Consider the following 19,694-nt stretch of genomic DNA (forward strand, 5'->3'; position numbering starts at 1 on the left):
GGTCTGGGCGGAGCCGGGGGTCCCGACGGCGCCGACCCCGGCGGCGCCGGCGGAGCCGGTGGCTTCGGTGGGGCGGGAGGTCCCGCCGAGGGTGGCGCGGGTGGCGCGCCGGGTGGCTTCGGTGGCCCCGGCGGTGCCGGCGGCTTGGGCGGACCAGGCGGAGCCCCGGGCGCACCGGGCGGCCTGGGCGGCCCGGCTCCGGGCGCTCCGGGCGGACCCGGCCGCGCACCCGGCGGACCGGCGCCCGGCATCCCCGGCCGGCCGGGAGCGGCCGACGGCGGAATCGGGTCCCGGTGCCCCACATCCATGTACAGCGCCGACTGCAGCTTGGAGAACCAACCGCGTTTGGGCGAGTCCTCCGCCTCCTCCTCGGCCTCGGCGACGGGCACCGCGACGGGTTTCAGCTTCTCCCCCGTCCACTCAAGGAAAGCCCCGCACGATCCGCAGAACGCGTCGGTCTCCTTGTTGTGGAAGCCGCAGGTCTTGCAGACGATCACGGCCTATCCACCTCCACTCTATGCACGACATGGGCTGGCTTCGCCGCGGCGACCGCGGCGTCCACGAGATCCATCGGCACGGTCGACGGATCGTGGACCCGGATACGTACCGCCAGCCGCGGGCTGGCCTCGCCGGGCATCCGGGCGCCCGGATTCTTCGACCAGCCGACCGCGCCGCTGTCCGCGATCTCGACCCGTCCGCCGGTGAGCACCTGCAGGTTCGCCCGCAGGCCGGCGACGGTACCGCGCATCCGGTACATCTCGACGGCGGTCGCGAGCACGGCCCGCCGCCGCTCGATCGGCCAGCCTTCCTCCATCTCGATGCCGACCCAACCGGCCAGCCACTCGAGAAAATCCTCCGGCGCCAGATAAGGGTCGAAGTAGTCGACCAGACAGTCCAACGTGGCCAGAATCGGTGCGAGCACGTCGTCGAAGCCGGCGACGAACCGTTCGGTGAACGGATCCTCCTGGTACACCGCCGGCAGCATCTCGACGAACGGCGACCGGGTCTGCATCCCGGGAACCATGCCGCGCATCAGTGGTCCTCCACCCGGACGTGGTGCTCGTAGGAGAAGATCAGGCTGTGCGCGTCGACGTCGAGGCGCTGGGCCTCCTCGCCGCGTTCGCCGGTCACCGGGTTGGCTCCGAACAGCCGCACGTCCTCGACCAGCTCGACGCCCCGAACCCGTTGCAGCAGCGCGTAAACGTCGCCGGCCTGCACCGGCCGCCCGAACGGCCAGCCCTTTCCGTCCGGCCCGCCGCTGATCGGGTTGAGATGGGTGTACAGCGCCTCCAGCGCGTCCGCCCGGACCCGGGCCTTGTCCAGCCGCGGCCGGGCGATCACCCGCGCGACCACGGTGACGCCGCGGTACCTCGGCGGGGAGACCAGCACCCGGGTGCCGATCAGCCGGACCTCGTCGAGCCGCTCGGAGATCCGCTGCAGCGTCTCCTCGCCGGGCACCAACTCCGGAAAGTCGATCTTGCCGGCGTTCTGCGCGGCGGCCGGCACGATCAGCACCCGCACCGCGCCGGCATCCACGTCGTCGTCCCCCGCGGTGACGCAGCGGACCCGGGCCACGTCCGGCGCGGCCTCCTGGGTGATCGCCTCGTAGTCCTCGGCGGTGACCGCGCGGCTCCTGGTGCGCAGCAGGATCGGGCCACGCGCCTTGGCCTGCTCGACCGTCTCGCCGTCCACGCCACCCCAGGCCGCGTCCAGGTTCTCCACCTTGTTGACGAACGGGATCGACGACTTCAGCGTCTGGATGGAACCCCGGCCCACGTTGCCGACCCGGCCGCCCCCGGTGGCGTACTTGCGCAGCCGGATGGTCTGGCCGAACTCCGGAACGGCGCCGTACTGTCGCAGCCCGCCCTCCGGCTCGCGGATGACCGGTCCGAAGTAGACGGTTCCGGAAACGCCGTCCAGGATGTAGTGCCGGTCGTTCGGGCCGCTGCCGGCGAACTGCTGCACCTGGGTCCACTCCACCCAGCCGTCCGCCGACGAGGTCTCCAGCACCGCCGCGCCCGCGCCGATCACCACCGGCGTGCGCTGCACCTGGAACTGCTGGCCCGGCACGCCTTCGGACAGCCCGATGGTCTCCTCTTCGATGATCTCGCAGTGGTTCGCCTCGACCGTGCCGCCGACCGTGCTGGCCGACAGGGCGGTGACGTACGGCGACGCGGTGTAGGTCGGCATCTCCGGGTCTACCTCGATCACCCTGGCCCGCAGCCAGCCCGCGGCCTCACCACCGAGCACGGACGACTCGTGGTCGGACGGGACGTGCACCATGATCTGGCCGGCGGAGTTGAGCGCGCCGGTTCCGTCGTGGCTGACCTTGCAGGTCTTCCATTCCTTGCCGTTCCACGCCTCCCACGCCAGCGGCGGGTGGTCCGGGTGCACACCGACACCCTCGACCCGGCAGTCGAGGTCCAGCCGCACCACGCAGTTCGGCACCGGCACGGACAGGCCGACCAGCAGCAGGTCGCCCACCCGCGGGACGGGCGAGAACGCCTGGAACGACTGGCCCATCTTCAGCTCGTCGGTCCGCTCCACCGGTCCTTCGTCGGACACCGTCTGGCTGGAGACCTTGTGCAGCGAACAGGGAATGATCTGCAGATCGTCGTCGGTGGAGAACACGATCGACTCGTCGACCTCGGTGCGCAGCGTCGCCACGTTGGTGCCCATGGGGATGCCCACCGAGGCGACCGCAGGCGCGGACAGCCAGAACGTCACGTCCACCTGGGCCGGCGTTGCCGGGATCAACCGCAGCCCGATCAGTTCGAGGAACTTGACGTAGAGCCGGTCCGGGACCTGGTTGAGCCGGAACAGCAGTTGGTCGGTCATGAACGCGAAGGTCTCGATCAGCGTCACGCCCGGGTCGGACACGTTGTGGTCCGTCCACTCCGGACAGCGGCGCATCACCATCCGCTTGGCGTCGTCGACGAGATCCTGGAACCGCCGGTCATCGAGGTTGGGTGCCGGTAGCGCCATCAGTAGTCACTCCCATCCTCGGGGATCGTGTAGAACGGGAACACCAGGTTCCGCCGGTCGTTGGTGTCCTTCGGCCGGTACTGGATGTCGATGTAGAGCGTGCTGTGGTCGGCCGGATCCGGCGCGATCAGCACCGCCTCCACGTCCACTCTCGGCTCCCAGCGCAGCAACGCGTCGCGGACCACCCGGGACAGTTCGGCGATCGTCTCGACGTTCACCGACCGGAACACGAAGTCCCGGATCCGGCTGCCGAACTCGGGGCGCATCGGGCGCTCGCCGGGATAGGTGGACAAGATCAGGCGCATCGCCTGTTCCAGCTCCACCTCCCGGCGCACGAGGGCTATTCCGCCCTGCGGCCCGACCCCGAGTGGGAAGGCCCACCCGGCGCCGACGAAATCCTGTGTGGTCATGCGCCTTCCCTCAGTTCAGCTTGAGCATTGAGCCCTTGACTTCGGTGATCGCCGGGCTCTCGATCTTCACGCCCATCTTTCCGGTGAGCTGAAGCTGGCCGTCGGTCTCCATCTTGATCCCGCCGGTTCCGGCCTTGATGTTGATCGCGCCGAGTCCGGGACATTCGATGGTCAGCGTGCCGGACGGGGTCTTGCTCGCCGGCGGGGCCGGGTTGCAGGACAACGTGATCGTTCCGGCGACCTGGTCGATGGTCAGCGAGAGCTTGTCGTCCTTGGTGCCCAACACCATGGACGACTTGATCGGTGGCGAGCCCGGTGGCCCGGGCGGCAGGTCGTCGGTGAACAGCAGCCGGTTTCCCGCGGGGCTCGCGATCCCACGCTCGTTCACCGCGCCGGAGCCGCTCACCGCCGTGCTCAACGGACCGTACTTGGAGTTGCTGTTGATCAGTCCGCCGAGCACGTAACCCCGCCGGGGATCACCGAACTCGAAACCGATCAGCACCTCGTCACCTACCTCGGGCAGGAACAGCCCGCCGCTGCGCGGCCCGGCGCCGAACTGCACCACCCGCGCCCAGTCCGACTCGTAGTCCGGCGAGAGCCACGGCAGTGCCACCTTGACCCGGCCGAGCTTGTCCGGATCCGCCACGTTGGTCACCACACCGCACACCAGCCCGGGAATCTGGGTGCGCTGGTCGCGGGCTCCGGCGGTCAACCCGAGCAGGTTGCGGTTCTGCCTGCCGCTGACCCAGAACCGGGTGTGGTAGCCGTTCTCCATGGGGTCGAAGATGTGCCGGGCGTTGGTCACCGTCCACTTGCCGATGAACTGCTTGGGCACCCCGTCGATGTCCACCTGCGCGCCGGCCTGGATCGCCGGGTCGCCCATCGCGTCACCCTCGGCCTCGGCGAACGTGCTGGCGATGTGGTCGGCGACGCCCTTGGCCGCCTCCTCGGCCGCCCGGCTGGCCGACGGGCCGAACGCCAGCGGCCGGTCGACCACGACATAGGCGGTGTTGCTCGGCGACGTGCCGAAGTCGATCTTCGGCAGGCCGGGGATCGGTGGCAGCGCGGGCAGTGAGGGCAGCGGCGGCAGGAAACCGTCGGTGAAGGAGTTGGCCAGGGTCTTGGGCACCTGGCCGTCGATGGTCGCGGTCCCGCTCACCGAGTCGGTCTTGGACGCGACCACCTTGGCGTCCTTGGAGTCCCACATCCGGACCTCGACATCCGGCGTGATGTTCGCCGCCGAGATCCGGGGGAAGAAGCTCATCAGGTTGTCCTTGAACATGAGCTTGCCGGTGTCCAGCCCGAGCGCCCCGGCCGCGGCGCTTGCCATCCCGCCAAGCCCGCCACCCGCGGAGCTTCCGGAGGCCGGGCGGAAGAAGAACTCTCCGCCGGCCACCCCGGTCTCGTAGCCGATCTCCCTGGCCCGCTGGGAAAGGAAGTCCCAGTCGGTCTGCGCCACCTGGGCCATGTGGTCGTGGGTGACGTTGGTGGCGGTGACGTCGCCGATGGTCAGCCCGGCGTTGCGAGCCACCTGCTTGGCGATGTCGGAGTCGGTCATGTTGACGTAGGTCTTGGTGCGCTTGGCTCGCTGCAACCGGTGCGCCTGTTCGTAGCCCCGGACCACAGTGAAGATCATGTTGTCCTGGCAGATCGCCTCGATGGAGGTGATCTCGCCCTTGATCAGCGACGTGGTCATCTCGTCGCTTTCCTTGCCGCCCTTGATCTCTATCTTCGCGCCGATGGCCAGCCCGGCGTCGTCGGCCAGGGATCCCTTGTCGTCGAGGAAGGTCAGCTCGAACATGTCGGGCAGGTGCAGGTGGGTGTCCACCACCGTGCGGATCAGGTTCTCCTCGGCCGAGGAGCCCAGCGGCATCCCCAGCGGGGAGCCGATCATCACCACCGGGTGGACGACCCGGCCGAAGTTCCCGCCAAGCAGGCTCGTCATGACCGCCTCGCGGTGAGTTCGTCGGGGTTGGGCAGGTAGATCGTCGTGCCGGGCCGGACCCGGGTCGGGTCATTGATCTTGTTCACCTCGGCGATCCGGCGCCAGATGCCGGGGGTGCCGTACTTCTCCATGGCGATCGACTGCAGGTTCTCCCCGTGTGCCACGGTGTGCGTGCGCCGGCCCGGAATGCCGCCGGAGGTCGGGTTGGTCGGCAGGCTGCCGAGTTTGCTCGGCACCTCGTTCATGGTGATGCTGACCTTGGCCCGGGTGGGGATGCCGGCCGGGGTGAACCGCTCGTAGGTGATCGAGCACGAGCTGATCGTCACGTCGTACATGAAGCCGATCATCGGCGGGCCCCACTGGAAGGTGAGCGGCGCCGGTGCCGTGGAGAAGTTCGAGCCTGCGGCGGCGAACTGGGCGAGCAGCCCGGTGCTCGGGTTCATCCAGGTGAGCAGGGTGTCGCAGCGCAGCTTGGTGAACGGGCCCTCCATGATCACGTCGGCGAGCTTGATCTGGGATGCCTTGACCTGGCGGGTGTACGTGCCCGAGGTGCCGGAAGTCTTGGCGCCACCGGCGAGTGCGGTCGCGTCCGGGCGCTGCGGCCGGCTCATTCCGCCCGTGCTCGAGCTACGGGACATGGTGATCGTCTCGGGGTTGAAGTCGAACGGGACGACTCCGATATTGGGCGGGGTGATGCAGTAGAGCGTCGCGGGGATGAGCGAGCCGATGACCGACACCGCGTCGACGACCGCGCCGACCGCCATGCTGACGGCGCCGGTGACCACCCCGACCGCGTCGCCGGCGACGTCCACGGAGGCCTGTGCCTTGGCGGTCCCCTCGGCGGCCTTGTCACCAGCCTTGTTGACATCGGACCCGGCCTGGGCCACATCGTCCGAAAAAGCCATTTCTCTCCCTCTCCCAACGAGCTCGCGGTCACCCCGGCGGTTACAGGAATCCCTCGTGCACCAGCGTCAACTTCTCCACGGCGATGCCGAAGGTGGACGCGCTCAGCTCCGGACCGTCCCACTTGGCCGGATAGACGTTGCGCAGTGACCAGCTCGCGACCGGATCCAGGTGCGAGTCGAGCAGGGTGATCTCCGCCGTCCCGCCGCCGCCGCTGGTCTGCGCGTTCATCCAGCCATACACCTGGCTGCGCAACCAGTTCTGCACCTTGGACGAGTCCGCCGCGTTCATCGCCCGCTCGAGGACGATCGGCTTGTACTCGATGTGTTCGGCGAGAATCGGCTGGTACTCGTAGTTCCCGCCCTCCTTGACGGTCTTCGACTTGAACTCCACGGCGAGGCCGGTGCACTTCGACCAGCCGCCGAGGTTGACCCCGTCGATCGTGACCGCGAAGCGGGTCTGCAGGCCGAGCATCGAGCTCACGCTGAGCGGCATGGTCTGTCCTCTTTCGACGGTCGGGAGGTGGCTACGCCTTGTCGTCCTCGAGGAAGCCCTCGTGCTCGAGCTCCAGCGTCTCGATGGCGACCGAGCTGGATCCGGCGTCCATGGACGTGATGGCCCACTTCTTCGGCATCACGTTGCGCAGGTGCCACTCCATGATGTCGGTCTTGCTGGAGTCCTGGAGCGCGATCCGGATCTCCGAGCCGGCCTTGTGCGCGAACGAGTTGCTGTCCAGCCACTTGCGAACTTCCTTGGAGTCCTTGCTGTCCGCGGCCCTGGTCAGCTTCACCGCGGTGTACTTGGTGTTGGCCGGCGCGAACCAGCGCGCGTTGCCCGCGTCGCCGGCCCGGTAGTCCGCAACCTCCCAGGTGACGTCCAGGCCCTCGGCCTTCTGCCAGCTTCCGAGATCCGGCCCGCCGGTCACCTTGACGGTGAACCGGTTCGCCAGACCGATGGCCGACTGGTCGTTCAGCATCGCACTCTCCTATCGGAAATCCGTGAGCAGGCCGGCCCGCTCCCTGTCGATCAACAACTCAAGGCGCAGCCGGCTGCGCAGCCGGTCGTAGAGCCGGGCGGTCAACTCGTCCAGGTCGATCCGCTCAAGGTCGAACTGCCCGTCCTGCGTGAACGAGTCCGCGTGCGCCTCCTCCGGACCGATCACCATGCTCGGCGTGCTGGCCGGTGCGGTGGGCTGCACGGTGGGCGTTCCCGCCGGGCTCTGGCCGGTCTCCAGTTCGGTGGCGGCGGCCGACTGGGTGGCCGCGGCCGTCGCGCCGGCCATCATCACCGCGCGGTTCACGTTCGCCGCGGACTGCTCGGCGATGGCCTGCCGGACCTGCTCCATCGTGGCGTCGTCGAGCGTGGTGATGGCCGGCTGTCCCTTGATCGTGCGGTCCAGGTTGATCACCTGGAGCACCTGGCTGACCATCTGCGCCTCGTCCGGCGCCGGCGCCGGCGCGGTACCGCCGCCTTCCGGCGTCGGGCCTGCGGTGTCGACCAGCGTGGGCAGCGACGGCTCGGTGACCGGGAACGCGGTGAACCCGGACCCGCCGAGGGCGGGGTTGGTCCACTGCTCGATCACCTTGGTGGTGGTCTCCTGGGAGATCTGGCTGACCTCCACCCGGGCCGGCGCGCTCAGTGCGGCGTCCACGGCAGACACCGGCTCCGGGACGCTGCTGACGGTCATCGGCTCCGGCACCAGCGGGGCAAGCTGCACGCCTGCGGTGCGGGCCGCCTGGCTGAGCACCTGGGTGAGCACCGGATGCACCAGCGGTTCGGGGCTGTGCCCGTGGCCGGCATGCTCGTGCTCGGCGGCCACCGCCTCGGCCTCGAGTTCGGCGCCGGCCGGCGTGGCCGGGGTGGGCAGCGACGAACCGAGGGTGCGCTGTTGCACGACATGCACCAGTTCGTGCGCGAGCAGGCCGCGGGCCTTCGGGCTGTCCAGCGATCCGGCCTCCTCCGGCAGGAACACCTCGCCGCCCCTGGTGAACGCGCGGGCGCCGAGTGAGCGCGCCTCGACCGCCACCTCGGGTCCCCGGTGCACCGGCACGTCGGAGACGTCGACGCCGTGCCGGCTCTGCATCGCCGAAGCCAGACTCGTCGGCACGCGGGCGGTGCCGCGTCGGGTGGGGGCCGGTTGCTGGTCCGGGCGGGGTGGCGCGGCGCGGTAGACCAGGGGCGCGGGGCTCGTTGCCGGGCCGCGCCGGGAGGTCACGGCGGTGGGGCGCACCGGACCGGTGGGGGGTGTGCCCGGCGTGGCGGGCGGCGGCGGGGTCACGCTCACCGGCGCGGCGGGCTCCACGGCCGGATCCTCGGGTGCGGCCGGGTCCGGTGCGGGGCGATGGACCAGCGGTGGCGGTGGGGTGGGCGGTTGCTGGTCGTCCTCCGCTGCGGGTTCGGCCGGCGTGGCTTGCTCGGCCGGCCTGGTCACCTGGGTCGGCGTCGGCTGGGTCGGGGCCGGCTGGGGCTGGGTGGGCCGCTGGGGTGCGGCGGGCAGCGTCAGGTCCGGCTGGTTGGGGCGAGCGATCGGGGCGCCCAGGCCGAGCCGGCGGGTCTGGCCGAGGCTCGGGCGCCGGCGGGGGCGCTCGCCCTGCGGCTGCGCGGGCGGCGGGAGTTGGGGCGGCGGAGGCGGCGCGACCGGGATGGCCGAGCCGCCGGTCTGCGTGGCCAGGGCGTCCATCGCCGACATCGCGGACTGGATCGACGTGCCCGGTTCCGGGCTTGCCGGGCTTTCCGGGCGCACGATGGGCCGGGCGGTGGCGATGGGTGCCGGGCGGGGCGGGGCGGGCGGTTCGAACGACGGGCCGGTGTCCAGGCCGGGGATGCCACCCTGCTCCAGCCAGGTCGGGGCGAACCGCAACCAGCCGGGGGCCCGGTACGGCTCGGCGGGCTCACGGGCCTCGCCGACGTTGGCGCCGACGGCGTCGACCAGGTTCGGCGCGGCGGCCGGTGGTCCACTGTGGACCGGGCGGTGCACGATGGGGGGCGGCGCCGGGGCCACCGGTTCCGCTCGCGGCACGGCTGACTCGGGTACGGCCGGGATGGCCGCCGCGAGACCTTCGACCCGCCCGGTCGCCGGGACGATGGGCGGGCCGGAGATCGTGCGGCGGCCCGGCAGCGGTGCCAGCACCGGTGCCGGGCCCATCACCAGGGGGGCCGACGGGTTGACGGTGACCGGAAGCGGCGGCAGCGTCGCCCACTGCCGTCCGGGCCGCCGGACCGCGGGCGTATCCGGCGTGCCGGCGGTGTCCGGCGCAATGTGGCGGACGTGCTCGGGCTCCGCCACCGAACCCTTCCGCCGAAATGGCCAGCGCATCACTTTCTCCCGTCACCGAAGAACCGGTCAGTCCTCCGCACCGAACCTCGTGTGGATCTTGCCGATCTCGGAGATCACCCGTTCCCGCACGGGATGCTCGAGATCGAGGATCTTGTCGAGGTCCCAGTGCAGGTAGTAGGCGACGTACGCGACTTCCTCCCACACCCGGTCAGTCGCGTACGTCACGATCCCCCCGGCGCATCACCGGCGACATCCACCGTGAAGTCCTGACCGCAGTGCGGGCAGCTGACTCCGACCTCGGTGTGGCCGTCGGCGTTGATCCGCCGGTAAAGGTCCTGCAGGAACGCGAGATCCGACGCGAACAGGTTCTCGACCACGAAGTGGTCCACCTCGGAGACCGCACCGAGCGTGGTGACCGTCCGGGCGAGCAGCAGCACCGTCAGGTAGGCCGGGTTCTGCTTGGCCCTCGGGTCGGCCTGCGTGGTGATCTCGTCCCGGGCCGTCGCCAGCCGCATGACACCGTCGCGGTGCACCACGCCGTGCTCGTCCACGTAGCCGCGTGGCAGCGTGAACGGGTACTCGGTGCGCAGACCGCTGGTCGGCTCCGCCAAGGCCGTCAAACCGACACGCGCTGGATGCGCTCGGACACGATCGTGACCGTCTCCATCAGCACCTCACTGGAACCGGCCTTCAGCGCGCCGATCTCCAGCTTGGACGGCCAGGCGTGCTCGAGGTGGTAGCGGGCCACCGGCTTGCCGTCGGTGTTGTACATGATCAGCGAACAGCTCTTACGGGCCGCGACGATGTTGCCCATCAGCACCGCTTCGTGCCAGGCCCACAGCTCCATGCTGCTGTTCTTGCCGCGCTTGAGCACCAGCGTCGCCGGCTTGGTCTTGCCGGGCAGCTTCTTGAGGACGACCTCCTTGTCGGTCGACTCCATCAGCTCCACCGGCTCGACCTCGGTGGTGATGCCCTGCAGCTCGGAGAACGCCGCGATCTCCACGCCGTCGATGGTCAGCGAGAACCGGGCGGCTGTGATCGCATCGTTCGGCTGGTTCGGGCCAAGTCCGGTTGCCATGGTGAATCCTCCTTAGTGGACGGAAGTCTGGGTTGTCGGGTGGCCGGTCACTCTTCGAGCCCGGCGCCCTCGGCGAACTGGGAGATGCGGAACACCACGAACTCGGCCGGCTTGACCGGGGCGATCCCGATCTCGACGACGAGGATGCCGGCGTCCCGGTTCTCCGCCGGGTTGTTCTCCTCGTCGCACTTGACGAAGAACGCCTCGGCCGGAGTCCGCCCGAACAGCGCGCCGTCGCGCCACACCCGCCGCAGGAACATGGTGACCGTGCGCCGCACCGAGTCCCACAGCTTCGGGTCGTTGGGCTCGAACACCACCCAGTTGGTCCCCTGCAGGATGGACTTCTCCACGTAGTTGAACAGCCGCCGCACGTTGAGGTAGCGCCACTCGGGGTCGCTGGACAGCGTGCGCGCGCCCCACACCCGGATTCCCTGGCCGCGGAACGACCGGATGCAGTTGACCGCGATCGGGTTGAGGATGTCGTGCTCGCCCTTGGTGATGTTCAGCTCGAGGGTGACCGCGCCCCGCACGACCTCGTTGGCCGGCGCCTTGTGCACGCCTCGGCTGGAGTCGTTGCGGGCCCAGATGCCGGCCATGTGGCCGCTCGGCGGAACGAACACCTGCTTGCCGGCCACCGGGTCGGCGACCTTGATCCACGGCCAGTACATCGCGGCGTACTTCGAGTCGTAGCCGGTGACGTCCATCCGCCACTTCTTGACGTCCTCGGCCTTCAGGCCGGGCGGGGTGTCCAGGATCGCGACCCGGTCGGCCATCAGCTCACAGTGCGCGATCATGGCGAGCTGCACCGCCTTGACGTCCTCTTCGGACAGTGCGCCCTTCTGGTAGGCGGCCATCAGGTCCGGCACGCACAGCATGGTGACCTCGTCGATGGCCTCCAGGCCACCGAAACCGGTGCGGTCGGCGGAGTTTCCGACGTAGTCGTTCGACTCGATCTTCACCGGCGCCGGCGCCGGGCTGGCCAGGGCGATCTCGCCGGCCCTGGGCACGGACAGCGCCTTGCCCTTGGTCTCCTCGATCACGATCAGCTTCGACTGCTGCCGCACCACGCTGGCCACGTTGTTGGGGCCGCGCTTGGTGGTCACGTTGTCGAACGTCTCGACCGGCTGGCCCTGCTGCTTGACGATCAGCTTGAAGGTGTCCTCGCCCTCCTCGCTGGCGGGCGCCACCTCGATGGAGATGTCACCGGCGTCCGCGGCCCGGGCGGCGATGGTCAGGGCCGGGCGGCCCTCCTGGCCGGACGGCAGTTCCGCGTGCGGCAGCGCGACGTGGCCGTTGCCGCTGTCGGCGGCCGACCCGTTGCCGGCGGCCCCACCGACCCGCACGACGTAGGCGACACCGCCACCGTTCTGGAAGTAGCCGTACACGGCGTGCGCGAGGTAGTAGTCCTCGACGAAGTCACCGAAGGCCTGCTTGAACTGGGTCCAGTTGGTGACGAGCACGGGTTCGTGCAGGGGGCCTCGCTCGGCGAATCCCACGAAGGCGGCAACCGCGGTTCCCACGGCCTCGATCGGCCGGGAACCCGAGGAAACCTCCTCCATGTATACGCCGGGCGAGAGGTAACTGCTGGCCATCTCGGGTCTCTCCCTCGTTACGGTGCCTGGGGTCTGCGTCACCGGCGGCAGGATGACAACACCCCCTCGCCGGTGGCTCCCCCGCAGCCTGATCGGTTCCGGGCTCCCGCCGCAGTCGTCGCGGGGCGGAGCGGTGGGCGAGCGGTTTTGCACCTTCGGGCACCCGAACCGCACTGAAAGGACGGGCGGCCGACCGTGGGCCTGCGGGCCGTCCGCACGCAGACTGACCGAGTGATCACTGAGGTGGATGACGCGCTGTGCGTGCTGCTCGGCCGAGCGCTGCCGGAAGGCACGATGGTGCGGCTGGATCCGCCGAAGCCCACCTGGCAGACGGAACGCCCGTCCAAGGCGATCGACCTGTTCCTGTTCGGCCTGCACGACGATCCGCGCGGCCGGCAGTCCGGGTTCGACGAGGTGCGCGACGACCGGGGCGCGGTGCTGTCCCGGCGCGAGCCGGCCCGCCGCTGCCTGCTGTCCTACCTGGTGACCGCGCGGGCGCCGAAGATCAGCGAGGAGCACCGGCTGCTGGACATCGCGCTGCGCACCATGGTCTTCACCGACATCCTGCCGACCGACTGCCTGCCGGCCGAACTCGCCGCGCTGGACGCCCCGGTGTTCGTCAACGTCTCCGAGAACGACGCGGGCACGCTGTGGAGCAGCCTGGGCATGCCGGCCCGGGCCGCGTTCGTGTGCCGGATCAGCGCCCCGTTCATCCCCGAGCCGGACACCGACATCGCGCCGCCGGCCGAGAAGATCTCCCTCAACGCCGGGCAGGGCGTGCGCCCACCGGCCCAGGCCGGTCCGCTCGCCCCCGCCGGGCCGAAGAAGTGGGTCCGCACCCCGGCGGCGAACAACTCGGCCCCGGTGGGAGGTTGATCATGGCTCCAGCGGCCAAGATGGGCGACAAGGTCGTCGGCACCGACATCCACATCATCAACATCCCGTCGCCGGGCGGCCCGGTGCCCACGCCGCTGCCGCACCCGTTCGCCGGGACGATCACCGGCGGGTGCAGTACGGACGTGTTGATCCAGAACATGCCGGCGGCGGTACTGGGCAGCACGGCGACCAACGCCCCGCCGCACATCCCGCAGGGCGGGCCGTTCGCGGTGCCGCCGACCAACCAGGGCACCGTGATGAAGGGCAGCGCCACCGTACTGATCAACAACAAGCCGGCCGCGCGGACCGGCGACACGGTCATGACCTGCAACGACCCGGCACCCGCACCGACCAGTTCCATCGTGGCGGTGAGCACGGTCGACATCGGTGGGTAGGAGCGCCGGGTGACCAACCCCGATCTCGTGCCCGGTGAGGAGTCGGAGTGGGTGCTGTACCTCCAGCAACTGCTCAACCATCACTACCAGCAGGACGTGGTGCCGGAGACCGGTTGGTTCGACGAGGCGACGGCCAGCGCGGTCAGCCTGTTCCGGGACCAGAACGGACTCGAGAAGGGGGACGGGGTGGACGAGACCGTGTGGGAGCGGCTCGCCGGCACCTGATCCCGTGACTGAGGGAGGAACCAAATGGCGGATGAAGCGACGTCGGGCACCACGACGGCCGACCCGGGAACCGAGTCGGCGCCGACCCAGACCACCGGCACGCAGGCCGGCGGCGGCGGGTCGGGCGCCGGGACGGGCCCGTTGCCCGAGCTGGAGCCGGGCAGCACCAACACGCAGTGGGTCACGTTCCTGCAGCAGATGCTGAACTACTACTACCAGATGCAGGTGTGCGCGGAGGACGGCCACTTCGGCGGCCAGACGGCGGGAGTGGTCGAGCGCTTCCGGAAGGAGAAGAAGCTTCCGGCCGGCGACTCGGTGGACACGGCGGTCTGGGGCAAGCTCGGCCTGCAGGACTCCCCCGCGCAGTCGGGCGGGCAGGGCCAGTCCGGCCAACACGGTCAGGGACAGCAGGGCGGCGGTTCGCAGGACGCGGACTTCGACCCGGTCGACTGGCAGGTCACGATGGAGGCCGCCGGCTCGAACGAGACGTGCTGGGCGGCGGCGCTGGCGATGGTGCTGCGGTACCGGGGCGACAACTACACCGTCGAGGACCTGTGCCAGCGCGGCAATGTCTCGGCCACCGACTGGACCCCCGCGTCGCGCGCCCTCGAGATCGGCGCCGGGCTGAGCATGCGCTCGATGACCTGCCAGGCCGGCGTCGCGGCCAGTCTCGCGGCCGACCTGAAGGCGCATGGTCCACTGTGGACACCGGTGCCCGGCGACGAGTACCACATCGTCGTGCTGACCGGGATCACCCCGTACGAGGGCAACCCGCACGTGCACGTGCTGGACCCGCTGGGCGGCAACGATGTCTGGCTGTCGATGGCCGACCTGGCGTCCGGCTACGGGATCGGCGAGTCGTTCTCCGGCGAGGTGCTGGCCGGCACCTGACCGTTCCGCCCGCCGGCGCCGACCAGCCGGCCGGGCGCGATCGGCACGCCGGCGAGCACGAGCATCCCGATCGAGGCCAGTTCCTGCTCGTACCGCAGGAACCAGGCGTTCTGCTTGGCCGCTCCGTCGTCCTCGGACATCCGCCCGTTGTGCGGCATGGCCGTCACGTCCAGCGAGTACTGCACCTCGCCGGTGACGGTGACCATGCCGCATTCGCAGTTCTGGGCGAAGCCGACCGAGCACCGGCCGGCGAACGCCATCGTGTTCGGCGCGTGGAACTGGTACCCGGTCTGGGCGAACCGGTTGCCGGCCGCCGAGCCGATCGCCGGGGTGTAGGAGCCGAGCCCGGTGACCATCAGGCCGCGGCACATGGCTCGCAACGCCCGCAGCGTGCAGGCCCGCAGCGCGTCGGTCTCGGCCGGCACCCGCCGGGGGGTGGTGGTGATGTCCAGCTCACCGCTGAGGTGGAGCTCGACCCGCACGGCGACGTGGCCGATGTCGGCGGACGCGGTCGCCACCGGCGTTTCCGGCAGCTGATAACGGAACCCGGGTAACTCGTCGACTTCCGCGCGGCCCCGGGGAGCCTCCGATGCGCCTGACATAGCGTCCCCTTGGGTCATGGCCACTCCGCCAGTGTCGTTCCCGTCGGTGCGACCCCCGATGACCGATGGGGCAGATGTTGGGGCGGTCCGGCCGAACCCGATCGCCCGACCTGATCTTCGCCGCGGACGCTCACCTGGCCGAAACATGCCCGTCCCGCATCGGCAACACCCGCCAGTCAGCCTGGTGGCATGGACGAGACGAGGAACGCCGCGCACACCTGGCTGCTCCGGGTCGAGCTGGACGACCGGCCCGGCGCGCTGGCGCGGGTGACCACCCGGCTCGCCGCCCGGGACTGCAACGTACTCGGGCTCGCCGTGCTGCCGGTGCCGGGTGGGGTGGTGGACGAGTTGGTGGTGCGCACGCCGGCCGAGGTCGCCCCGGCGGCGTTGGTCGACGACATTCGCGCGGAGGGCGGCCGGTGCGTCGGACTGACCCAGGCCGACCTGCGCAGCCTGGCCGACGGGACGGTGGCGGCGCTGCGCGCGGCCGCCACGGCGGTGGCCGACCCGGCGAGCGTGGCCGAGGCGGTGCGTACCGTGCTTTCCGCCGACTCGGTGGTGTTCGAACCGGCCGACGACGCGGAAACCGACGACGGGCACCGGGTCACGCTGCCGGCCGGTTCCGGTCTGGCGCTGGTGGCCCGGCGCGGTTGGGCCCCGTTCACCGATCTGGAGCTGTGCCGGGCGGCCGCGTTCACCGAGTTGCTGGACGCGGTGGCCACGCGGATCTCCGCGCCGCTTGCCGTGTTCACCACCGACGGCGCCGGCGTGGTGCTGCGCCAGGGCACACCGGCCGACGCCGACGCGGTGCACCGGTTGCACACCCGCTGCTCGGCGCACAGCCTGTTCGCCCGCTACCACGCCGGGGTCCGCACGCTGCCGCGCCGGCTGCTGCACCGCCTGCTCAGCCCGCCGCGCGGCACCACCCTGCTGGCGCTGTGCGGCACCGAGGTGATCGGCCTGGCCCAACTGCTGCGCACCACCACGCCGGACGAGGCCGAGATCTCCGTGCTGATCGAGGACGGCTGGCAGGGCCGGGGTCTCGGCACGGCCATGATCCAGCGGCTGGCCACCATCGCCCGGGCCGCCGGGCACCGGGAGCTGGTCGCCTGGTGCCTACCCGGCGAGCAGGGCTTCGCCCGCTCCGCGGCCAGGTGCGGCCTGCCCATGTCGGTGCGGCGCGAGTCGGACCTCATCCGGATCGCGCTGCGGGTCTCACCGCTCCAGCGAGCCCTGCTCCAGGAAACCACGCTCCAGAGCGATCGCGACCGCCTCGGCACGCCGGGTGGCGCCGAGCTTGGCCATGATCCGGGTCAGGTGCACGCTGACCGTCTTCTCGCTGATGAACAGCTCCGCACCGACCTGACGGTTGGTCCGTCCTAACGCGACGAGCCGGAGCACCGCGCGTTCCCGGGGGGTGAACGGGTCCACGGTGTCGCGCGGCACGGCGTTGTCCGTGAGCACGATCCGGCCGCGTTTGGCCAGCCGCCGCACCGCCTCGCGCAGCGGGCGGGCGTCCAGCCGGTCGGCCACCTCGTCGGCGGCGCGCAGCGCGTCGGCCGCCTCGTCCCTGCGGTCCGCGGCCAGCAACGCCTCGGCCAGCCGCCACCGGCACAGCGCCTGGTCGTACACCGCGCCGTAGCCGAACTCGTCGACCGCCGCCTGCCACAGCGCCGGATCGCTGCGCCCCTGCAGCCGGCTGCCCTCGGCCAGCGCCCGGGCCAGCCACGCCCGGCCTTCCGGCCCGAGCGTGCCGGTGCGCGGCGCGCCGAGGTCGGCGGTCTTGCGGGCGTGCTCGACCAGCGGCACCCCCTGTTCCCGGGCCGCCTGCGCGGCCTCGGTGTCCCGGCGGGTGGTGGCCCGCACCACGATGTCGGCGTACGCGCCGGCGCCGAGCGCCGCCAGCTTGATGCCGGCCAGCAGCCACGGTCCGCCGACCTGGGCCCCCATGTCCAGCGTCTCCCGGATCCACTCGACCGCCCGCTCCGGGCGCCCCCGCCAGCACGCCAACTCGGCCGCGGCGGCCCCGAGCAGCAGCGCGATCTGCAGGTCCCGGTGCCGCTCCGAGCGCAGGTCGTTGATCAGCCGTTCGGCCTCGGCGAACCGGCCGCGGCCGACCATGACCGGAGCTCCGGCCGCGGCCATCCGGGCCGACACCGTGCTGGACACCCGGTGTCCGGGCGGTTCGCCGGCCGCGTCGCTGCCGTCCCAGTCCCCGGCCACGTACCGGCTGATCACCTGGATGATCCGCAGCTCGAGTCCGTAGGTGCTCCAGGTCATGCCGGTCAGCCGGGCCCGCTCGACCCCCGCGTCGATCACCCGGGCGGCCTCGTCCAGGCGACCCAGTTCGTAGGAGTGCAGCGCGAGCATGAACCAGGTCCGGGCCTCGACCGAGAGCGCGCCCGCCTCGACCGCCTTGCGCTGGGCCTCGTCCAGCAGTTCGCGCGCCTTCTCGACCTTGCCGGAGCCCTCGGTGAGCACGGCCAGCGTGGTGAGCGCGTCGGCCCTGGCCGCTGCCGCCGACACCGCCCGGGCGTCGGTCACCGCCTGTTCGGCCCGCTCCCGGGCGGCGTCGATCGCGTTCTCGCCGCGCAGGATCGTGGCGTAGACGGCGAGCACCCAGGCCCGCACCTCGCTGGGCGGCCGCTCCGCGACCAGCCGCCAGGCCTGCTCGATCACGTCCCGGGCTTCCGCCTGCCGACCGTCCAAAATGTACAGTGACTGGGCCAGCCGGCGGCGTAACCGGGCCTGCAGCTCGGGATCCGGCCGCTGGTCGGCGAGCTTGACCGCGGACCGGGCGTAGGCGATCGACCGTTCCGGCTCGCCGGAGGTGGTGGCCACCCAGTGCGCCCGGCGCAGCAGGGTCAGCTCGTCCACATCGGACGGCCGGTCCGCCTCGGCGACCGCGTCCCACAGCCGCAGGGCGCGCTCCAGGTGCCGCAACGACTCGGCCGGCGCGCCGAGCCGCTCGGCCTCCTCGGCGGCCACCACCGAAGCGGCCAGCGCCCGCGGCATCGCGTGGCTTTCCATACTGTGGTGGGCAAGCTCGGCGGCCGCGCCCCGGCTGCCCTGTTCGGCGGCGAACGCCTCGGCGTAGGCGCCGTGCAACCGGACCCGCTCGCCGGGTAACAGGTCGCCGTACACCGCCTCGCGCAGCAGCGCGTGCCGGAACGAGTACACCTCGGTCTCCCCGGTGACCAGCACATGGTGTTGCACGGCCTCGCGCAGCGCCTCCTCGAGGTCCACATCGGACAGGTTGGCCACGGCCCGCAGCCGGGCGTGCGGCACCTTCCGGCCGGCCACCGAGGCCACCCGGACCACCTGCTGCGCAGCCTCGCTGAGCCGCTCCACCCGGGCCAGCAGCACGTCCACCAGGGTGGCCGGGATGCCGCTGTCGGCGTCGGAGTAGGCGGCGAGCAGCTCCTCGGCGAAGAACGCGTTGCCCTCGGAGCGCCCGGCGACCTCGCGGACCACCTCCTCGGGCAGCACCTCCTCGGCCAGCGCGGTGACGAACTCCCGGGACGCGGCGGCCCCGAACGGCCCGAGCTCCAGCCGTTCCACCGCGGGCAGCCGGAACAGCTCGGCCAGCAGCGCCCGCAGCGGATGGCGCCGGGTCAGGTCGTCGCTGCGGTAGGTGCCCATCACCAGCAGCCGCTGCCCGCGCAGCCGGGCGAGCAGGAACGACAGCAGGCCCCGGGTCGAGCCGTCGGCCCAGTGCAGGTCCTCCAGGACCAGCAGCACCGGTGACCGGCCGGCCAGATCCTCCAGCAGGCCGTGCACCGCGTCGAACAGCTGCAGCTGGCCGACGTCCTGCTCGGCGCGGCCGTCCCGGGCCGCGCCCGGCCAGTTCACCTTGGTCAGGTCGGGAGCCAGCCGGCTGGGGTCGGCGATCGCCGGCACGGCGTAGTCGGGCAGCAGCCGGGCCAGCGCCGGCCGGGGCGGCAGGTCGGCCGGCAGCGCGGCGGTGCCGAGCGCCTCGGCGAACGGCAGGTAGGGCAGGCCGGTCTCGCCCGCGTCCAGGCACCGGCCGATCAGCACCAGGGCGCCGGCGGCCTCGGCGGCCGTGGCCAGCTCCTCGGTCAGCCGGGTTTTGCCCACCCCCGCATCGCCGGCGACCAGAACCCCGGCGGCGGACCCCGCCGCGGCACGGTCGAAAACGGCGCGCAACCGGTCCAGCTCCCGGCCGCGCGCCACCAGTGGAATCCCAGACCCCAGGCGTGGCACGGCCCGCATGTTACGGGGCGGCACCGACAGTGCTGACCATTTTTCCGGGTCAGGCCGTTGTGACGTCGAGCAGTCCGCGCTCGTAGGCGAGCGCCACCGCCTCGGCCCGGTTGGTGGCGCCGAGTTTGGCCATCACCCGGGACAGGTGCACGCTCACGGTCTTCTCACTGATGAACAGCTCCGAACCGACCTGCCGGTTGGTCCGGCCGAGCGCGACCTGGGCGAGCACCGCCCGTTCCCGTGGCGTGAACGGGTCCAGCGCCGGCCGCGGCGCGGCGTCCTCGCCCAGGG

At 71.3% G+C, this 19,694-nt stretch carries 19 protein-coding genes and 2 pseudogenes; 5 read left to right on the forward strand and 16 right to left on the reverse strand.

The features are described from left to right. The 13 genes and pseudogenes from VFO68_RS18240 to VFO68_RS18300 all read right to left on the reverse strand — a co-directional run. Nucleotides 1–497: pseudogene (locus tag VFO68_RS18240) on the reverse strand (hypothetical protein); the annotation flags it as partial. Further along, complete coding sequence (locus VFO68_RS18245; protein ID WP_325159515.1) at nucleotides 494–1,033, reverse strand: phage tail protein; 540 nt, start codon at nucleotides 1,031–1,033, stop codon at nucleotides 494–496. The gene VFO68_RS18245 and the pseudogene VFO68_RS18240, both read right to left, overlap by 4 nt. Next, nucleotides 1,033–2,985, reverse strand: a complete 1,953-nt coding sequence (locus VFO68_RS18250; RefSeq protein WP_325159516.1) for a putative baseplate assembly protein — start codon at nucleotides 2,983–2,985, stop codon at nucleotides 1,033–1,035. The genes VFO68_RS18245 and VFO68_RS18250 overlap by 1 nt, the downstream gene beginning before the upstream one ends. Then, nucleotides 2,985–3,395, reverse strand: a complete 411-nt coding sequence (locus tag VFO68_RS18255) for a GPW/gp25 family protein (RefSeq protein WP_325159517.1) — start codon at nucleotides 3,393–3,395, stop codon at nucleotides 2,985–2,987. Before VFO68_RS18255 ends, VFO68_RS18250 begins: the two co-directional genes overlap by 1 nt. A 10-nt stretch (nucleotides 3,396–3,405) precedes the next feature. Next, a complete protein-coding gene (locus VFO68_RS18260; protein WP_325159518.1) occupies nucleotides 3,406–5,340 on the reverse strand; it encodes a phage baseplate assembly protein V in 1,935 nt (644 codons plus the stop codon). Further along, nucleotides 5,337–6,245, reverse strand: a complete 909-nt coding sequence (locus VFO68_RS18265) for a LysM peptidoglycan-binding domain-containing protein (protein WP_325159519.1) — start codon at nucleotides 6,243–6,245, stop codon at nucleotides 5,337–5,339. Before VFO68_RS18265 ends, VFO68_RS18260 begins: the two co-directional genes overlap by 4 nt. Nucleotides 6,246–6,285: 40 nt before the next feature. After that, on the reverse strand, nucleotides 6,286–6,738 hold the full coding sequence (locus VFO68_RS18270) for a phage tail protein (RefSeq protein ID WP_325159520.1): 453 nt from the start codon (nucleotides 6,736–6,738) through the stop codon (nucleotides 6,286–6,288). A 31-nt stretch (nucleotides 6,739–6,769) separates the two neighbouring features. After that, a complete protein-coding gene (locus VFO68_RS18275) occupies nucleotides 6,770–7,219 on the reverse strand; it encodes a phage tail protein (RefSeq protein ID WP_325159521.1) in 450 nt (149 codons plus the stop codon). A 9-nt stretch (nucleotides 7,220–7,228) separates the two neighbouring features. Continuing rightward, nucleotides 7,229–9,529, reverse strand: coding sequence for a DUF4157 domain-containing protein (locus VFO68_RS18280; RefSeq protein ID WP_325159522.1), 2,301 nt, complete (start codon nucleotides 9,527–9,529; stop codon nucleotides 7,229–7,231). Nucleotides 9,530–9,586: 57 nt separating this feature from the next. Further along, on the reverse strand, nucleotides 9,587–9,745 hold the full coding sequence (locus VFO68_RS18285; RefSeq protein ID WP_325159523.1) for a DUF6760 family protein: 159 nt from the start codon (nucleotides 9,743–9,745) through the stop codon (nucleotides 9,587–9,589). Beyond that, entirely contained in the window at nucleotides 9,742–10,140 is a 399-nt protein-coding gene (locus VFO68_RS18290) for a phage tail assembly protein (RefSeq protein ID WP_325159524.1), read from the reverse strand. Before VFO68_RS18290 ends, VFO68_RS18285 begins: the two co-directional genes overlap by 4 nt. Beyond that, nucleotides 10,137–10,598 carry a phage tail protein gene (locus VFO68_RS18295; RefSeq protein ID WP_325159525.1) on the reverse strand — a complete coding sequence of 154 codons (462 nt, stop codon included), beginning with the start codon at nucleotides 10,596–10,598 and terminating at the stop codon, nucleotides 10,137–10,139. Before VFO68_RS18295 ends, VFO68_RS18290 begins: the two co-directional genes overlap by 4 nt. Nucleotides 10,599–10,645: 47 nt before the next feature. Beyond that, entirely contained in the window at nucleotides 10,646–12,190 is a 1,545-nt protein-coding gene (locus VFO68_RS18300; RefSeq protein ID WP_325159526.1) for a phage tail sheath family protein, read from the reverse strand. A gap of 231 nt (nucleotides 12,191–12,421) precedes the next feature. Here VFO68_RS18300 and VFO68_RS18305 point away from each other — a divergent pair, with 231 nt between their 5' ends. The 4 genes from VFO68_RS18305 to VFO68_RS18320 are packed head-to-tail and all read left to right on the forward strand — an operon-like array spanning nucleotide 12,422 to nucleotide 14,577. Then, nucleotides 12,422–13,066 (forward strand): DUF4255 domain-containing protein, encoded by a 645-nt coding sequence (locus VFO68_RS18305; RefSeq protein WP_325159527.1) that lies wholly within the window; start codon nucleotides 12,422–12,424, stop codon nucleotides 13,064–13,066. Between the two features lie 2 nt (nucleotides 13,067–13,068). Continuing rightward, nucleotides 13,069–13,461, forward strand: coding sequence for a PAAR domain-containing protein (locus VFO68_RS18310; RefSeq protein WP_325159528.1), 393 nt, complete (start codon nucleotides 13,069–13,071; stop codon nucleotides 13,459–13,461). Between the two features lie 9 nt (nucleotides 13,462–13,470). Next, entirely contained in the window at nucleotides 13,471–13,686 is a 216-nt protein-coding gene (locus VFO68_RS18315; RefSeq protein WP_325159529.1) for a peptidoglycan-binding domain-containing protein, read from the forward strand. Nucleotides 13,687–13,710: 24 nt separating this feature from the next. Beyond that, nucleotides 13,711–14,577, forward strand: coding sequence for a papain-like cysteine protease family protein (locus VFO68_RS18320; RefSeq protein WP_325159530.1), 867 nt, complete (start codon nucleotides 13,711–13,713; stop codon nucleotides 14,575–14,577). Here VFO68_RS18320 and VFO68_RS18325 read toward each other — a convergent pair. Beyond that, the gene (locus VFO68_RS18325) at nucleotides 14,529–15,179 is read right to left on the reverse strand and encodes a hypothetical protein (protein ID WP_325159531.1); all 651 of its coding nucleotides are present in this window, start codon (nucleotides 15,177–15,179) and stop codon (nucleotides 14,529–14,531) included. The genes VFO68_RS18320 and VFO68_RS18325 overlap by 49 nt on opposite strands. A 189-nt stretch (nucleotides 15,180–15,368) precedes the next feature. On the opposite strand from VFO68_RS18325, the pseudogene VFO68_RS18330 reads away from it, so the two are divergent. Next, nucleotides 15,369–16,331 (forward strand): annotated as a pseudogene (locus tag VFO68_RS18330) (GNAT family N-acetyltransferase); the annotation flags it as partial. A gap of 63 nt (nucleotides 16,332–16,394) precedes the next feature. Here VFO68_RS18330 and VFO68_RS18335 read toward each other — a convergent pair. Together VFO68_RS18335 and VFO68_RS18340 are read right to left on the reverse strand one after the other, a co-directional pair. Continuing rightward, nucleotides 16,395–19,412 carry a helix-turn-helix transcriptional regulator gene (locus tag VFO68_RS18335; RefSeq protein WP_325159533.1) on the reverse strand — a complete coding sequence of 1,006 codons (3,018 nt, stop codon included), beginning with the start codon at nucleotides 19,410–19,412 and terminating at the stop codon, nucleotides 16,395–16,397. Nucleotides 19,413–19,452: 40 nt separating this feature from the next. Continuing rightward, nucleotides 19,453–19,694, reverse strand: a 242-nt coding sequence (locus VFO68_RS18340; protein ID WP_325159532.1) for a helix-turn-helix transcriptional regulator, incomplete at its 5' end; no start/stop codon positions are given.

Origin of the sequence: Actinophytocola sp. (assembly GCF_035712165.1) — a bacterium.
Taxonomy (GTDB): Bacteria; Actinomycetota; Actinomycetes; order Mycobacteriales; family Pseudonocardiaceae; genus DASYTH01.

What these genes read in the sequence shown, in the direction of transcription:
- VFO68_RS18245 (WP_325159515.1), bottom strand. Translation starts at nt 1,033, where the DNA reads ATGCGCGGCATGGTTCCCGGGATGCAGACCCGGTCGCCGTTCGTCGAG.
- VFO68_RS18250 (WP_325159516.1), bottom strand. Translation starts at nt 2,985, where the DNA reads ATGGCGCTACCGGCACCCAACCTCGATGACCGGCGGTTCCAGGATCTC.
- VFO68_RS18255 (WP_325159517.1), bottom strand. Translation starts at nt 3,395, where the DNA reads ATGACCACACAGGATTTCGTCGGCGCCGGGTGGGCCTTCCCACTCGGG.
- VFO68_RS18260 (WP_325159518.1), bottom strand. Translation starts at nt 5,340, where the DNA reads ATGACGAGCCTGCTTGGCGGGAACTTCGGCCGGGTCGTCCACCCGGTG.
- VFO68_RS18265 (WP_325159519.1), bottom strand. Translation starts at nt 6,245, where the DNA reads ATGGCTTTTTCGGACGATGTGGCCCAGGCCGGGTCCGATGTCAACAAG.
- VFO68_RS18270 (WP_325159520.1), bottom strand. Translation starts at nt 6,738, where the DNA reads ATGCCGCTCAGCGTGAGCTCGATGCTCGGCCTGCAGACCCGCTTCGCG.
- VFO68_RS18275 (WP_325159521.1), bottom strand. Translation starts at nt 7,219, where the DNA reads ATGCTGAACGACCAGTCGGCCATCGGTCTGGCGAACCGGTTCACCGTC.
- VFO68_RS18295 (WP_325159525.1), bottom strand. Translation starts at nt 10,598, where the DNA reads ATGGCAACCGGACTTGGCCCGAACCAGCCGAACGATGCGATCACAGCC.
- VFO68_RS18300 (WP_325159526.1), bottom strand. Translation starts at nt 12,190, where the DNA reads ATGGCCAGCAGTTACCTCTCGCCCGGCGTATACATGGAGGAGGTTTCC.
- VFO68_RS18310 (WP_325159528.1), top strand. Translation starts at nt 13,069, where the DNA reads ATGGCTCCAGCGGCCAAGATGGGCGACAAGGTCGTCGGCACCGACATC.
- VFO68_RS18320 (WP_325159530.1), top strand. Translation starts at nt 13,711, where the DNA reads ATGGCGGATGAAGCGACGTCGGGCACCACGACGGCCGACCCGGGAACC.
- VFO68_RS18325 (WP_325159531.1), bottom strand. Translation starts at nt 15,179, where the DNA reads ATGTCAGGCGCATCGGAGGCTCCCCGGGGCCGCGCGGAAGTCGACGAG.
- VFO68_RS18335 (WP_325159533.1), bottom strand. Translation starts at nt 19,412, where the DNA reads ATGCGGGCCGTGCCACGCCTGGGGTCTGGGATTCCACTGGTGGCGCGC.